14 protein-coding genes, 1 rRNA gene and 1 other annotated feature are annotated in these 14,926 nt (G+C 42.3%); all 15 genes read left to right on the forward strand.

What is annotated here, in order from left to right:
- The 15 genes from rrf (at nucleotide 1) to rlmB (ending at nucleotide 14,926) form a co-directional block, all read left to right on the forward strand.
- A 5S ribosomal RNA gene (rrf, locus tag ACP7A0_RS17550) occupies nucleotides 1–115 on the forward strand.
- Between the two features lie 177 nt (nucleotides 116–292).
- A complete protein-coding gene (locus tag ACP7A0_RS17555; RefSeq protein ID WP_003217184.1) occupies nucleotides 293–757 on the forward strand; it encodes a CtsR family transcriptional regulator in 465 nt (154 codons plus the stop codon).
- A 14-nt stretch (nucleotides 758–771) separates the two neighbouring features.
- Nucleotides 772–1,329: a UvrB/UvrC motif-containing protein gene (locus ACP7A0_RS17560; protein ID WP_066031441.1), complete on the forward strand. Its 558-nt coding sequence runs from the start codon at nucleotides 772–774 to the stop codon at nucleotides 1,327–1,329.
- A 4-nt stretch (nucleotides 1,330–1,333) separates the two neighbouring features.
- Nucleotides 1,334–2,425 carry a protein arginine kinase gene (locus ACP7A0_RS17565; RefSeq protein ID WP_034665652.1) on the forward strand — a complete coding sequence of 364 codons (1,092 nt, stop codon included), beginning with the start codon at nucleotides 1,334–1,336 and terminating at the stop codon, nucleotides 2,423–2,425.
- Nucleotides 2,422–4,857 carry an ATP-dependent protease ATP-binding subunit ClpC gene (clpC, locus tag ACP7A0_RS17570; protein ID WP_034665649.1) on the forward strand — a complete coding sequence of 812 codons (2,436 nt, stop codon included), beginning with the start codon at nucleotides 2,422–2,424 and terminating at the stop codon, nucleotides 4,855–4,857. Before ACP7A0_RS17565 ends, clpC begins: the two co-directional genes overlap by 4 nt.
- Before the next feature lie 93 nt (nucleotides 4,858–4,950).
- Nucleotides 4,951–6,330: a DNA repair protein RadA gene (radA, locus tag ACP7A0_RS17575; protein WP_034620767.1), complete on the forward strand. Its 1,380-nt coding sequence runs from the start codon at nucleotides 4,951–4,953 to the stop codon at nucleotides 6,328–6,330.
- Between the two features lie 2 nt (nucleotides 6,331–6,332).
- Nucleotides 6,333–7,412: a DNA integrity scanning diadenylate cyclase DisA gene (disA, locus tag ACP7A0_RS17580; protein ID WP_012008686.1), complete on the forward strand. Its 1,080-nt coding sequence runs from the start codon at nucleotides 6,333–6,335 to the stop codon at nucleotides 7,410–7,412.
- A gap of 153 nt (nucleotides 7,413–7,565) precedes the next feature.
- Complete coding sequence (locus ACP7A0_RS17585) at nucleotides 7,566–8,666, forward strand: PIN/TRAM domain-containing protein (RefSeq protein WP_003217214.1); 1,101 nt, start codon at nucleotides 7,566–7,568, stop codon at nucleotides 8,664–8,666.
- Nucleotides 8,667–8,679: 13 nt separating this feature from the next.
- A complete protein-coding gene (gene ispD / locus ACP7A0_RS17590) occupies nucleotides 8,680–9,369 on the forward strand; it encodes a 2-C-methyl-D-erythritol 4-phosphate cytidylyltransferase (protein ID WP_106073168.1) in 690 nt (229 codons plus the stop codon).
- 3 nt (nucleotides 9,370–9,372) lie between these two features.
- Complete coding sequence (gene ispF / locus ACP7A0_RS17595; protein WP_003216928.1) at nucleotides 9,373–9,849, forward strand: 2-C-methyl-D-erythritol 2,4-cyclodiphosphate synthase; 477 nt, start codon at nucleotides 9,373–9,375, stop codon at nucleotides 9,847–9,849.
- Between the two features lie 94 nt (nucleotides 9,850–9,943).
- On the forward strand, nucleotides 9,944–11,395 hold the full coding sequence (gene gltX / locus ACP7A0_RS17600) for a glutamate--tRNA ligase (protein ID WP_060595375.1): 1,452 nt from the start codon (nucleotides 9,944–9,946) through the stop codon (nucleotides 11,393–11,395).
- Nucleotides 11,395–11,626 (forward strand) — a binding site (T-box leader). (Overlaps the previous gene by 1 nt.)
- Before the next feature lie 81 nt (nucleotides 11,627–11,707).
- The gene (cysE, locus tag ACP7A0_RS17605) at nucleotides 11,708–12,361 is read left to right on the forward strand and encodes a serine O-acetyltransferase (protein ID WP_012008691.1); all 654 of its coding nucleotides are present in this window, start codon (nucleotides 11,708–11,710) and stop codon (nucleotides 12,359–12,361) included.
- Complete coding sequence (cysS, locus tag ACP7A0_RS17610) at nucleotides 12,358–13,758, forward strand: cysteine--tRNA ligase (protein ID WP_426005896.1); 1,401 nt, start codon at nucleotides 12,358–12,360, stop codon at nucleotides 13,756–13,758. Before cysE ends, cysS begins: the two co-directional genes overlap by 4 nt.
- A gap of 3 nt (nucleotides 13,759–13,761) precedes the next feature.
- Nucleotides 13,762–14,193 carry a Mini-ribonuclease 3 gene (locus ACP7A0_RS17615; protein ID WP_034665636.1) on the forward strand — a complete coding sequence of 144 codons (432 nt, stop codon included), beginning with the start codon at nucleotides 13,762–13,764 and terminating at the stop codon, nucleotides 14,191–14,193.
- On the forward strand, nucleotides 14,177–14,926 hold the full coding sequence (rlmB, locus tag ACP7A0_RS17620) for a 23S rRNA (guanosine(2251)-2'-O)-methyltransferase RlmB (RefSeq protein ID WP_034665632.1): 750 nt from the start codon (nucleotides 14,177–14,179) through the stop codon (nucleotides 14,924–14,926). Before ACP7A0_RS17615 ends, rlmB begins: the two co-directional genes overlap by 17 nt.

Below are 14,926 nucleotides of genomic sequence, written 5' to 3' on the forward strand. Positions count from 1 at the left end.
TTGGTGGCGATAGCGAAGAGGTCACACCCGTTCCCATACCGAACACGGAAGTTAAGCTCTTCAGCGCCGATGGTAGTTGGGGGTTTCCCCCTGTGAGAGTAGGACGCCGCCAAGCTTTTCTAAGGATCAGTTCCATACGGAACTGGTCTTTTTTGTGTTTTTGAGAGGTTTGACACCATATAAATGTGGAAATAATATTCTTAGTTGAGCGATTATCTTGAAAAATCGATCGAAAAAATTTATAGTAAGGTTAAAGTCAAATATAGTCAAAGTCAATGGAGGAGGAGGCGGAGTGGCACAAAATATTTCTGATATCATCGAGCAGTATTTGAAGGAAGTCTTGGATCAGAATGGTCGAGAAATATTAGAAATTAAGCGCAATGAAATTGCAGATAAGTTTCAATGCGTACCTTCACAAATTAACTATGTTATCAATACACGCTTTACGAGCGAGAGAGGCTATATCGTTGAAAGTAAGCGTGGCGGCGGTGGCTATATCCGCATCATTAAAGTCAAAATGAATGATGAAGTCGACTTATTGAACAACATTATTTCCCAAATATATCATCGTTTATCACAGGCTGCCTCTGATCATATCATCATGCGTCTTGTAGAAAATAACATTTTATCTGAAAGAGAAGCTAAGATGATGATCAGTGTCATGGACCGTTCTGTTTTGCACATTGATTTACCTGAACGAGATGAATTGAGAGCTCGGATGATGAAAGCGATGTTAAATGCTTTGAAATTAAAGTAAAGCGGGTGAAAAGATTGATTTGTCAAGAATGCAATGAGAGACCAGCCACTTTTCACTTTACGAAAGTTATAAATGGAGAAAAACAAGAAATGCACATATGTGAACAATGTGCAAAAGAAAACAGTGATTCATATGCTATGAGTGGAAACCAAGGTTTCTCGATTCACAACTTATTATCAGGTTTATTGAATATTGATCCTAGCTTTACCACAAGTGCTAATAAGGGATCTTCTATTTTTCAAGAAGCGAGAGAAGTGGATCAATGTCCTAAGTGTGGCTTAACCTTTCAACAATTCAGAAAAACAGGCCGTTTTGGCTGTGCAGAATGCTATCGTTCATTTGATCAGTATCTGAACCCTGTTTTACGGAAAGTCCATAGTGGAAATACAGTCCATAATGGAAAAGTGCCTAAACGGATTGCCGGCAGTCTTCATGTCCGCCGGAAACTTGAGATGATGCAGCAAGAGCTGAAACAGTTAATTGAACAAGAAGAGTTTGAAAAGGCAGCGGAAGTTCGAGATCAAATTCGTGCATTAGAGCATGAACAATCTCAGCAGAGGGAGGGAGATTAACAACATGTCGCTCCAGCATTTTATTCAAGACGCTTTAAGTCAATGGATGAAACAAAAAGGACCAGAAAGTGACATTGTTCTAAGCAGTCGAATCCGGCTAGCACGCAACCTAGAGCATGTTCGTTTCCCAACTCAGTTTTCTCAAGAAGAGGCTGAAGCTGTCCTCCAGCAATTCGAGCAAAAGTTTGCTAGCCAGGAAGTGAAGGACATCGGAAACTTTGTTCTGATTCGTATGAATGAAACGCAGCCTTTAGCAAAGAGAGTACTTGTTGAAAAGCATTTGATCAGCCCAAACTTAGCAGAATCAAGATTTGGCGGTTGTTTGCTTTCTGAAAATGAGGAAATCAGTGTGATGCTGAATGAAGAAGACCATATTCGAATCCAATGCTTATTCCCAGGTTTCCAACTAGCCAATGCATTAAAAGCGGCTAATCAGATAGATGACTGGATTGAAGAGCAAGTGGATTATGCGTTTTCTGAAAAGCGGGGATACTTAACAAGCTGTCCAACGAATGTAGGTACAGGTATTAGGGCATCGGTCATGATGCATTTACCAGCTTTAGCCCTCACAAGACAAATGAATCGGATTATTCCGGCCATTAATCAATTAGGTCTTGTAGTCAGAGGAATTTATGGTGAAGGTAGCGAAGCAATAGGGAACATCTTTCAAATTTCAAATCAAATGACACTTGGTCAATCAGAAGAAGATATTGTAGACGACTTAAATAGTGTGACCGCTCAGCTCATTGAACAAGAGCGATCTGCACGAAAGGCGTTATATCAAACATCTCAAATTGAACTTGAGGACAGAGTGTACCGTTCCTTAGGGATATTGTCCAATTGTCGTATGATTGAATCAAAGGAAACAGCAAAGTGTTTGTCAGATGTGCGGCTTGGAATTGATTTAGGTATCATTAAGGGGCTTTCAAGTAATATACTGAATGAACTCATGATTTTGACTCAGCCAGGCTTTCTTCAACAGTACTCAGGAGGAGCTTTGGAGCCAAATGAACGAGATATAAAACGAGCAGCGATTATTAGAGAAAGGCTGCGTTTAGAAATGCATAGGAATGGACAGGAGGATGAAACGATATGATGTTTGGAAGATTCACTGAAAGAGCTCAAAAGGTATTAGCACTTGCACAAGAAGAAGCCATTCGCCTAGGCCATAAGAACATTGGTACTGAGCACATTTTACTTGGTCTAGTACGTGAGGGTGAGGGCATCGCCGCAAAAGCGTTAGAAGCACTGGGCCTTGTTTCAGATAAAATCCAAAAAGAAGTCGAAAGCTTGATTGGAAGAGGGCAAGAGGTGTCTCAAGCTATTCCTCATTATACGCCTAGAGCGAAGAAGGTCACTGAGCTTTCAATGGATGAAGCAAGAAAGCTAGGTCATTCCTATGTAGGGACAGAACATATTCTATTAGGTCTTATTCGCGAGGGAGAGGGTGTAGCTGCCCGCGTTTTAAATAACCTCGGAGTGAGCTTAAATAAAGCACGTCAGCAAGTTCTGCAGCTGCTTGGCAGCAATGAAACAGGTGCATCTGCCGCTGGCTCTAACAGCAATGCAAATACACCAACATTAGATAGCTTGGCAAGGGATTTAACAGCTATTGCGAAAGAAGACAGTTTGGACCCTGTCATTGGACGAAGCAAAGAAATTCAGCGTGTCATTGAGGTCCTAAGCAGAAGAACAAAAAATAACCCTGTGCTGATTGGTGAGCCTGGTGTTGGTAAAACAGCCATCGCTGAAGGTCTTGCGCAGCAAATTATTCATAATGAAGTGCCTGAAATCCTGCGCGATAAACGAGTGATGACACTTGATATGGGAACCGTTGTAGCGGGAACGAAATATCGTGGTGAATTTGAGGATCGTTTGAAAAAAGTCATGGACGAAATTCGTCAGGCAGGAAATATCATTCTCTTCATTGATGAGCTTCATACACTCATTGGTGCTGGTGGAGCAGAGGGTGCGATTGACGCATCTAATATTCTCAAACCATCCTTAGCACGTGGAGAGCTTCAATGTATCGGGGCGACAACGTTAGATGAGTACCGTAAATATATTGAAAAGGATGCTGCGCTTGAACGACGTTTCCAGCCAATTCAAGTGGATCAGCCATCTGTTGATGAAAGTATTCAAATCTTAAGAGGACTTAGAGATCGTTATGAGGCACATCACCGTGTGTCCATTACGGATGAAGCGATTGAGGCGGCGGTGAAGCTGTCTGACCGTTATATTTCTGATCGTTTCCTTCCAGATAAGGCGATTGATTTAATTGATGAGGCAGGTTCGAAAGTCCGCTTACGTTCTTTCACAACACCGCCTAACCTAAAAGAACTAGAGCAAAAGCTCGATGAAGTACGCAAGGAAAAGGATGCTGCTGTTCAAAGTCAGGAATTTGAAAAAGCAGCTTCTCTTCGCGATACGGAACAGCGTTTGCGTGAAAAAGTAGAAGTCACAAAGAAATCTTGGAAAGAAAAGCAAGGACAGGAGAATTCAGAGGTATCAGTGGATGATATCGCAATGGTTGTCTCTAGCTGGACGGGAGTGCCTGTTTCAAAAATTGCACAAACAGAAACAGATAAGCTTCTCAATATGGAACAATTGCTCCATTCTCGTGTGATCGGGCAGGATGAAGCGGTTGTCGCTGTAGCAAAAGCTGTGAGACGTGCGCGTGCTGGCCTAAAAGATCCAAAACGTCCAATCGGCTCCTTTATCTTCTTAGGCCCAACAGGGGTTGGTAAAACGGAGCTTGCAAGAGCACTCGCAGAGTCTATTTTCGGTGATGAAGAAGCGATGATCCGTATTGATATGTCTGAATACATGGAAAAACACTCTACATCTAGACTTGTTGGGTCACCTCCAGGCTATGTTGGCTATGAAGAAGGCGGTCAACTGACTGAAAAAGTGAGAAGAAAACCTTATTCTGTTGTGCTTTTAGACGAGATTGAAAAGGCACATCCAGATGTATTCAACATTTTGCTACAAGTGTTAGAAGATGGTCGTCTGACTGATTCTAAAGGGCGTACCGTTGACTTTAGAAATACGATTTTGATCATGACATCCAACGTTGGAGCTAGTGAATTGAAGCGAAATAAATATGTTGGCTTTAATGTGCAGGATGAAGGACAAAATTACAAGGATATGAAAGGCAAAGTGATGGGCGAGTTGAAGCGTGCATTTAGACCAGAATTCATCAACCGTATTGATGAAATCATTGTCTTCCATTCACTTGAAAAGAAACATCTAAAAGAGATCGTGTCTCTCATGTCTGATCAATTGACGAAACGATTAAAAGAACAAGACCTTTCAATCGAATTGACGGAAGCAGCAAAAGCGAAGATTGCCGACGAAGGTGTAGATCTTGAGTACGGTGCGCGCCCGTTAAGAAGAGCGATTCAAAAGCATGTGGAGGATCGACTTTCTGAGGAGCTTCTGAAGGGTAATATTGAAAAAGGTCAACATATCGTATTAGATGTGGAAGATGGAGAAATTGTCGTAAAAACGACGGCTGCTACGAACTAATATAGTAAGAAAAAAGTGTGAGGCATACCAGTAAAGTGTATGCCTCCCTTTACTTATTTTCTGATCAGTATAAGGAGTTGTATTCTTCAATCTATGGCTAAGACAAAATCAAAATTTATATGCCAATCGTGCGGTTATGAGTCAGCCAAATGGATGGGGAAATGTCCAGGCTGCGGCACGTGGAACAGTATGACAGAAGAGGTCGTTCGCAAAGAGCCGGCAAACCGTCGAAGCGCTTTTAATCATTCTGTTCAAACCATTCAAAAACCTTCACCTATATCTGCAATTGAAACATCAGATGAACCCCGAATCAAAACGAATTTAGAAGAATTTAACCGAGTATTAGGAAGTGGAATTGTCAAAGGCTCTCTTGTTCTCATTGGCGGAGATCCTGGGATTGGGAAGTCCACATTATTATTACAAGTATCAGCACAGCTCTCAGACAAAAATCAGAATGTATTATACATATCTGGTGAGGAGTCCATTAAACAAACGAAGCTAAGAGCGGACCGCCTCGGCATAAAAAGCACCTCTTTACATGTTTTGGCTGAAACCGATATGGAGTATATAACGTCTGCTATACAAGAGATGAAACCCGCTTTTGTCGTGGTGGATTCGATTCAAACCGTTTATCAAAGCGATATTACGTCAGCTCCTGGGTCTGTATCTCAAGTGAGAGAATGTACAGCACAGCTGATGAAAATTGCCAAGACAAATGGTATTCCAATATTTATCGTTGGTCACGTGACCAAAGAAGGCTCGATCGCAGGTCCACGCCTTTTAGAGCATATGGTGGACACGGTTCTTTATTTTGAAGGCGAGCGTCATCATACGTTTCGTATCTTACGTGCGGTGAAAAACCGATTTGGCTCGACGAATGAACTAGGGATTTTTGAAATGAGAGAGGAAGGACTCACGGAAGTATTAAACCCATCCGAAATTTTCTTAGAAGAACGTTCGGCAGGTGTATCTGGATCGTGTGTTGTTGCCTCAATGGAAGGAACAAGACCTGTTCTTGTCGAGATACAAGCATTAATTTCACCGACAAGCTTTGGAAATCCACGGAGAATGGCTACAGGCCTTGATCATAATCGTGTGTCATTGCTCATGGCGGTTTTAGAAAAACGTGTCGGACTGCTGCTGCAAAACCAAGATGCGTATTTAAAGGTCGCAGGCGGTGTGAAGCTTGACGAACCAGCGATTGACTTGGCCATTGCCGTCAGTATTGCTTCAAGCTTTAAAGACGCAGCGCCGCATCAAGCGGATTGCTTTATAGGAGAGGTCGGTCTGACGGGAGAAGTCAGAAGAGTATCAAGAATTGAACAGCGTGTGCAGGAAGCTGCGAAACTAGGATTTAAGCGAATGTTTATTCCTCAGGCGAATATAGATGGATGGAAAAAGCCGAGAGGGATTGAGTTAGTCGGTGTAGAAAATGTAGCGGAGGCACTTCGAATTTCACTAGGGGGATCATAGAAATGGAAAAAGAGAAAAAAGGAGCGAGAGAACTCGATCTCTTAGATATCGTACAGTTTGTGGCACCAGGGACACCTCTTCGGGCTGGGATCGAAAATGTCCTGAGGGCCAATACTGGCGGGCTCATTGTTGTTGGTTATAACGACAAAGTCAAGAGTGTTGTAGATGGAGGGTTTCATATTAACTCTGCCTTCTCCCCAGCACACTTATATGAATTGGCTAAGATGGATGGAGCCATTATTTTAAGCGATTCTGGTCAAAAGATCTTGTATGCGAATACACAGCTGATGCCAGATGCAACCATCCATTCATCGGAAACGGGCATGAGGCACCGTACTGCTGAACGTGTAGCGAAGCAGACAGGCTGCTTAATCATTGCGATTTCTGAACGGAGGAACGTCATTACCTTATACCAAGGGAATCGTCGTTATACGCTGAAAGATATTGGCTTTATTTTAACGAAGGCCAACCAAGCCATACAAACACTTGAGAAATATAAAACCATTTTAGATCACGCCATTTCTGCGCTAAGCGCCCTAGAATTTGAAGAGCTTGTGACCTTTGGTGATGTATTATCCGTGCTGCATCGTTACGAGATGGTGCTTAGAATCAAAAATGAAATCAATATGTATATCAAAGAGCTCGGAACAGAAGGACATTTGATCCGTCTGCAAGTCAATGAACTGATTACAGATATGGAGCAGGAAGCGGCTTTATTTATTAAAGATTACGTGAAAGAAAAGATTAAAGATCCATATGTTCTGCTTAAACAGCTCCAAGATATGTCTAGCTTTGAGCTTTTAGATGACTCCATTCTGTACAAGTTACTTGGCTATCCAGCTTCTACAAATATTGACGAATATGTGTACACAAGAGGCTACAGATTGCTTCACAAAATCCCTAGACTGCCTATGCCAATCGTCGAAAACGTGGTTGAAGCGTTCGGTGTGTTAGATCGAATTATGGAAGCGGATGTACAAGATTTGGATGAAGTAGAAGGAATTGGAGAAGTAAGAGCGAAAAAGATAAAAAAAGGATTAAAAAGACTGCAAGAAAAACATTATATCGACCGCCAGCTATAAGGAGAGAAATTTTTCTTAAACACGGTTAAAAATGGATGAATATGGGTATATTAATGATGCTTTTGTTTTCTGTTGATTATGATAGGAAACTTAAACATATATCAATGTCAGGTGAGGGTGGATTGACAGATGAAAAATAAAGGAGGTGAAGGTATGTTAAAAAGAATCGTTCAGGCGTTTTTTATCATTTTTGGTGCAGTTGTAGGGATTTTTATCATTCCAGAGTTATTTCTGCTGTTAAATGTAAAGGACATACCTTTCATAACAAATGCTTACTCTTCAGCACTAATAGGAGCCGCTGTGTTCTTTATCATCGGCAAATGGTGCACAGGCTATGTGGTTAATTGGGTGAAATGGATCGAGGATTCTCTATTAAAGGCGCCTCTTCCTGATCTTATATCTGGAAGTTTCGGATTAGTATTTGGACTTATTCTAGCATATCTTATTGTAAACGTGATCCCGCTAAACAATATCCCATATCATATTTTTGGTACCATTATTCCGATTTTCCTGGCTTTCTTTTTAGGATACCTTGGATTTCAGGTAGGGTTTAAGAAGAAGGATGAAATGATGGGGCTGTTCTCCCGATCTGCAAAGGTCACCAAGAAAAAAGGAGCAGCTGATGATGAACCTGAAATAGAAGATAAAAAGCTGAAAATTTTAGACACAAGTGTTATCATTGATGGAAGAATCGCAGATATTTGTCAAACTGGATTCTTAGAAGGTGTCATGGTCATTCCTCAATTTGTGCTCGAGGAATTACAGCATATTGCAGACTCTTCTGATGTATTAAAGAGAAATAGAGGCCGAAGAGGTCTTGATATTTTAAATCGTATTCAAAAAGAATTAGATATCAAAGTTGAAATTTACGAAGGTGACTTTGAAGACATTCAAGAGGTTGATAGCAAGCTTGTGAAGCTCGCTAAATTAACTTCAGGTGTTGTTGTGACAAATGATTTTAATTTAAATAAAGTATGCGAACTTCAAAAAGTAGCAGTGTTAAACATCAATGATCTAGCCAATGCGGTGAAACCGGTTGTGCTACCTGGGGAAGAAATGAAGGTACAGGTCATTAAAGATGGGAAAGAGCATAACCAAGGTGTTGCTTACTTAGATGACGGTACGATGATTGTGGTCGAAGAAGGACGCAATTACATTGGAAAAGACATCGATGTGCTCGTCACAAGTGTGCTGCAGACTGCTGCTGGAAGAATGATTTTTGCGAAGCCAAAACTTCTGGAGAAGGCGCTCTAAAGGGAGAACGAACATGTATTATGAAGTAGTTATTCCGGCTGCGGGGCAGGGGAAACGAATGAAGGCCGGCCGCAATAAGCTTTTTATTGAGCTGAAAAGAATGCCGGTCATTATTCATACACTAAAGGTGTTTGACGATCATTCGCAATGCAAACGCATGATCCTAGCGATCAATGAAGAGGAGCGTCAAGACTTTGAAAGGCTACTCAAGGTACACGCTTTTCAAACGCCTGTTTCACTTGTCACTGGCGGTGAAGAACGTCAGCAAAGTGTATACGAAGGATTAAAGGCTGTGAAAGATGCAGACATCGTGCTTGTTCATGATGGGGCAAGGCCTTTTATTAAGCATACACAGATTGACTTGCTCGTTAAAGCAGCGATTGAAAAAGGCTCCGCAGTTGTAGCGGTACCAGTGAAAGACACAATCAAGCGCGTTCAAGAAGGCAAAGTGGAACAAACCATTGAACGTCAGAGCTTGTGGGCAGTCCAGACCCCACAAGCTTTTCGTCATTCTATTTTAAAAGAGGCGCATGAATATGCGGAGCGGACCGGCTTTCTTGGAACAGACGACGCCAGTCTTGTGGAACAATTACATGGTGAAAACGTGTATATTGTCCAAGGAGATTACACCAATATTAAGCTTACGACACCGGATGATTTATTGGTTGCCAAGGCAATTATGGATGCGGAAAGAGGGTACTAGATCATGTTGAGAATAGGACAAGGCTTTGATGTACATCAATTAACAGAGGGAAGACCTTTGATTATCGGCGGGGTCACCATCCCATATGAAAAGGGGCTGCTTGGGCATTCAGACGCTGATGTACTGCTTCACACAGTGGCAGATGCCTGCCTAGGTGCGATTGCTGAAGGAGATATCGGCAGACATTTCCCAGACACAGATCCTGAGTTTAAGGATGCGGATTCTTTTAAATTACTGCAGCATGTGTGGGCACTAGTAAAGGAAAAAGGCTACACACTTGTGAATATTGATTGCACCATCATGGCGCAAAAGCCCAAAATGGCACCTTACATTCAACCAATGTGTGAGAAGATTGCAGAAGCGCTTGAGGCAGATGTCACACAGGTGAATGTGAAAGCAACAACGACAGAGAAACTTGGATTTACAGGAAGAGGCGAAGGAATTGCCTCTCAGGCAACAGTGCTTCTTCAGAAAAAGTGAAATCCATTTTGATGAGAATGGGATTTGATGATAAAATACGTTTATAAAAAATTGGTGTCAGACAACATGATGCAGATGAAAGGAAGTTAAACTCATGGGAAATGAAGTGCGTGTTCGTTATGCACCGAGTCCAACTGGTCATTTACATATTGGGAATGCTAGAACGGCTCTTTTCAACTATTTGTTCGCACGCAGTCAAGGCGGCAAATTTATTATTCGAATCGAAGATACGGATCAAAAGCGTAATGTAGAAGGCGGAGAAGAAAGCCAGCTTCGCCACCTGCAATGGCTCGGTATTGATTGGGATGAGAGCATTGATAAAGATGGCGGCTATGGTCCTTACAGACAATCAGAGCGTAATGAGATTTACAAAAAATATTATGATGAGCTGCTAGAGAAAGACTTGGCGTATAAGTGCTATTGTACGGCTGAAGAGCTAGAGGAAGAGCGTGAAGCACAAATCGCCCGCAGTGAAATGCCTCGATATTCTGGTAAATGCAGCCATTTATCAAAAGAAGAAGAGGACAAGCTGATCGCTGAAGGAAGAGAGCCAAGTATCCGCTTCCGAGTGCCAAAAGGAGAAATCATCAAATTTGACGACATGGTCAAAGGCGATATTTCATTTGAGACAGACGGCATCGGTGATTTTGTCATTGTGAAGAAAGACGGCACGCCAACTTATAACTTCGCTGTAGCAGTGGATGATCATTTGATGAAAATGACTCACATTCTCCGCGGAGAGGATCACATTTCGAATACGCCTAAACAAATCATGATCTTCAACGCATTTGGCTGGGATGTTCCGCTATTCGGACATATGACGCTGATTGTGAACGAGAACCGCAAAAAATTAAGTAAGCGTGATGAATCCATTATTCAATTCATCGAGCAATATAAAAACTTGGGCTATTTACCAGAAGCCCTGTTCAACTTCATTGCACTACTTGGATGGTCTCCGGTGGGCGAAGAAGAACTGTTTACAAAAGAGCAATTCATCGACATTTTCGATGTAAACCGACTTTCTAAGTCACCAGCTCTATTCGATATGCATAAACTAAAATGGGTAAATAACCAATACGTGAAGGCACTTGATCTTGATCAGGTTGTTGCGTTAACACTTCCGCATCTTCAAAAGGCAGGCAAGGTAAGCGAGCAGCTGACAGAAGAAGAAAACACGTGGGTGCGCAAGCTTATTTCTCTGTATCACGAACAATTAAGCTATGGAGCAGAAATTGTTGAGTTAACAGAGTTGTTCTTTAAGGAGCAAATTGAGTATAATCAAGAGGCAAAGGAAGTTTTAGCAGAGGAGCAAGTACCAGAAGTCATGGCATCTTTTGCTGGTCAGCTTGAACGGCTTGAGTCTTTCACACCTGATGAAATCAAGGCTGCTATTAAAGCGGTACAAAAAGAAACAGGGCATAAAGGCAAGAAACTATTCATGCCAATTCGTGTGGCTGTCACAGGACAAACGCATGGCCCAGAACTTCCGCAAAGTATTGAACTACTAGGTAAAGAAACGGTATTAAACCGCATTAAACAAATATAAGGAAATCGTTGCGAGGGAGAAGTACAATGTTTTCGTCCATCACAGAAAGAGTCTTCACCGGCTGAAAGAGACTTATGGGCAGACGTTGGAAATGCACCCTCAAGACCCTTGAGGAACACGAGTACGTTAGTATGCAAGGGCGGTACCCTCCGTTATGGGATTAAGTTGAGAAGGCTGCAAAATGAGGGCTTTCTAAACAGAGTGGAACCGCGTTTTCAAAACGTCTCTGTCATTTGGCAGAGGCGTTTTTTATTTGTCCAAAAAAGAGAGCAAGTCCTAAGAGAGATTGATGGGGAAGAACGGGGGGAGCATGTGTTTTTCAAAATGCTGAAAGAAGATATTGATACTGTGTTTGATCAAGATCCTGCTGCTAGAAGCTATATTGAAGTAGTGCTAACCTATTCAGGGCTTCATGCGATTTGGGCTCATCGTATCGCGCACGCATTTTATAAGCGTAAGCTGTACTTTCTTGCGCGGATCATTTCTCAGGTCAGCCGGTTTTTCACAGGGGTGGAAATTCACCCTGCGGCAACCATTGGCAGGCGCTTCTTCATTGACCACGGCATGGGAGTGGTGATTGGGGAAACATGTGAAATTGGAGACAACGTCACTGTTTTCCAAGGCGTGACACTAGGGGGAACAGGGAAAGAAAAGGGAAAGCGGCACCCGACCATTTTAGACGATGCCCTCATTGCGACAGGTGCAAAGGTGCTTGGTTCCATTACAGTCGGAAAAGGGGCCAAGATTGGTGCGGGGTCAGTCGTGTTAAAGGACGTACCAGACCATTCCACCGTTGTCGGTATACCTGGGCGAGTCGTCGTTCAAAATGGAAAGAAAATCAATCGTGATCTCAATCATCAAGATTTGCCAGATCCAATTTCCGATCGTTTCAAAGAATTGGAACGAGAAATGGAAAAGCTAAAAGGTGAGCTGGCTTCATTGAGCAGAAAGGAAGAACAATCATGACAATCAATATTTATAATACATTGACACGTAACAAAGAAGAATTTGTCCCGCTTGAACCAGGAAAGGTCAAGATGTATGTGTGCGGACCAACCGTTTATAACTACATTCATATCGGGAATGCCAGACCTGCTATTGTTTATGACACTGTACGTAAGTATTTAGAATACAGCGGCTATGATGTGAACTTTGTATCAAACTTTACAGATGTGGATGATAAACTCATCAAAGCAGCCAATGAACTCGGAGAAGATGTTCCGACGATTGCTGACCGCTTTATCCAAGCCTACTTTGAAGACGTCAGTGCACTAGGCTGCAAAAAAGCTGACCTTCACCCGCGAGTGACGGAAAATATGGATGATATCATTGCATTTATTGCGACATTGATTGAAAAAGGCTACGCCTATGAAGCGGATGGCGACGTGTATTACAGCACACGCTCATTTGAAGGCTACGGAAAGCTTTCTCACCAGTCGATTGATGAACTGAAGACAGGTGCTCGTATTCGTGTAGGTGAGAAGAAACGAGATGCACTGGACTTTGCTTTATGGAAGGCTGCAAAGGATCAAGAAATATCATGGGATAGCCCGTGGGGCGAAGGACGCCCAGGCTGGCACATCGAATGCTCGGCCATGGTTAAAAAATATTTAGGTGATACGATCGACATTCATGCTGGCGGACAGGATTTAACCTTCCCTCACCATGAAAATGAAATCGCTCAATCCGAGGCTTTGACAGGGAAACCTTTTGCGAAGTATTGGATGCATAACGGATATATTAATATTGAGAATGAAAAAATGTCAAAATCACTTGGCAACTTTGTGCTCGTGCATGACATTGTGAAAGAACAAGATCCTGATGTGCTACGCTTCTTTATGTTGTCGGTTCACTACCGTCATCCAATTAACTACTCAATGGATTTACTAGAGAGTACAAAGAGTGCGTTTAACCGACTCAAAACGTCGTATGCTAATTTACATCATCGCCTCGAGAGCAGCACGAATATCACAGAAGACAATGCTGAATGGCTGGCGAAGGTTGAGGAGCAGCGTGCGACATTTATTTCTGAAATGAATGATGACTTTAATACGGCAAATGCAATTTCTGTTTTATTCGAACTTGCGAAACAGGCGAATTATTATATGGAAAATGATCATACTTCGGAGGAAGTGATCAAGGCATTTATCGGCTTATTCCAAGAAATCACGTCTGTTCTTGGCTTCTCATTAGAAGAAAAGCTCACGCTTGACGAAGAAGTAGAAGCGTTAATTGAAAAACGCAATGAGGCTAGAAGAAATCGTGACTTTGCGCTATCTGATCAAATTCGTGACCAGTTAAAGAGCATGAATATTGTATTGGAGGACACTCCTCAAGGTACTCGCTGGAAAAGAGGAGAATAGGTCATGTTGAATTTTGAAAAGCTGAAAGACGGTAAACAGTTGAACGGACTTGCGCTTGCTTATATGGGTGATGCCATTTTTGAAGTCTATGTGAGGCATCACCTCCTCCAAACGGGGGCGACAAAACCAAATGAGCTGCACAAACGAGCAAGCAAGATTGTTTCAGCTAAATCTCAGGCAGCTATTTTATTTACGCTTCAGCAGCAAGGCTTTTTCACTGAAGCAGAAGAAGCAGTGCTGAAAAGAGGAAGAAATGCAAAATCAGGCACAGTGCCTAAAAACACAGACGTTCAAACGTATCGTTATAGTACGGCGCTTGAAGCGCTCATGGGTTATTTATTTATTGAAAAGCAGGACGAACGCTTAGAAGAGCTGATTAGTCAGGCGATTGAAATCGGAACGTCAGGGAGGAAGACAAATGAGTCAGCAACATGATTATGTGATTGGGAAAAATGCAGTGATTGAAACACTGAAGTCAGATCGGGAGTTATACAAGCTCTGGATGGCAGAAAACACTGTAAAAGGACAAGCCCAGCAGGTCATTGAACTCGCTAAAAAACAAAATATCACCATTCAGTATGTTCCGAGGAAAAAGCTTGATCAAATGGTAACAGGTCAGCACCAGGGAATAGTTGCACAAGTAGCAGCATATGAATATGCGGAATTGGACGACCTGTATCAAATCGCCGAAAAGCGGAATGAACAGCCGTTTTTTCTTATTTTAGATGAAATTGAAGATCCTCATAATTTAGGATCCATTATGCGTACAGCAGATGCTGTAGGTGCACACGGGATTGTCATTCCGAAAAGGAGAGCGGTCGGCTTAACGACAACCGTTGCCAAAGCATCTACTGGGGCAATTGAACATATTCCTGTTGCCAAGGTCACCAATCTTTCAAGAGCTCTTGATGAGATGAAAGAAAGAGGAATCTGGGTCGCGGGAACAGATGCGTCTGCCAAACAGGATTACAGACAATTTGATGGTACGATGCCGCTTGCTCTTGTGATTGGCAGTGAAGGAAAAGGGATTGGCCGATTGATCAAGGAAAAGTGTGATTTTCTGATTAAGTTGCCTATGGCCGGGAAGGTCACTTCGTTAAACGCATCAGTTGCCGCTAGTCTATTGATGTATGAAGTGTATCGAAAACGTTATCCGTTAGGAGAATAG

It is taken from the genome of Bacillus sp. DWP3-1, from assembly GCF_049896565.1.
Classification (GTDB): Bacteria; Bacillota; Bacilli; order Bacillales; family Bacillaceae; genus Bacillus.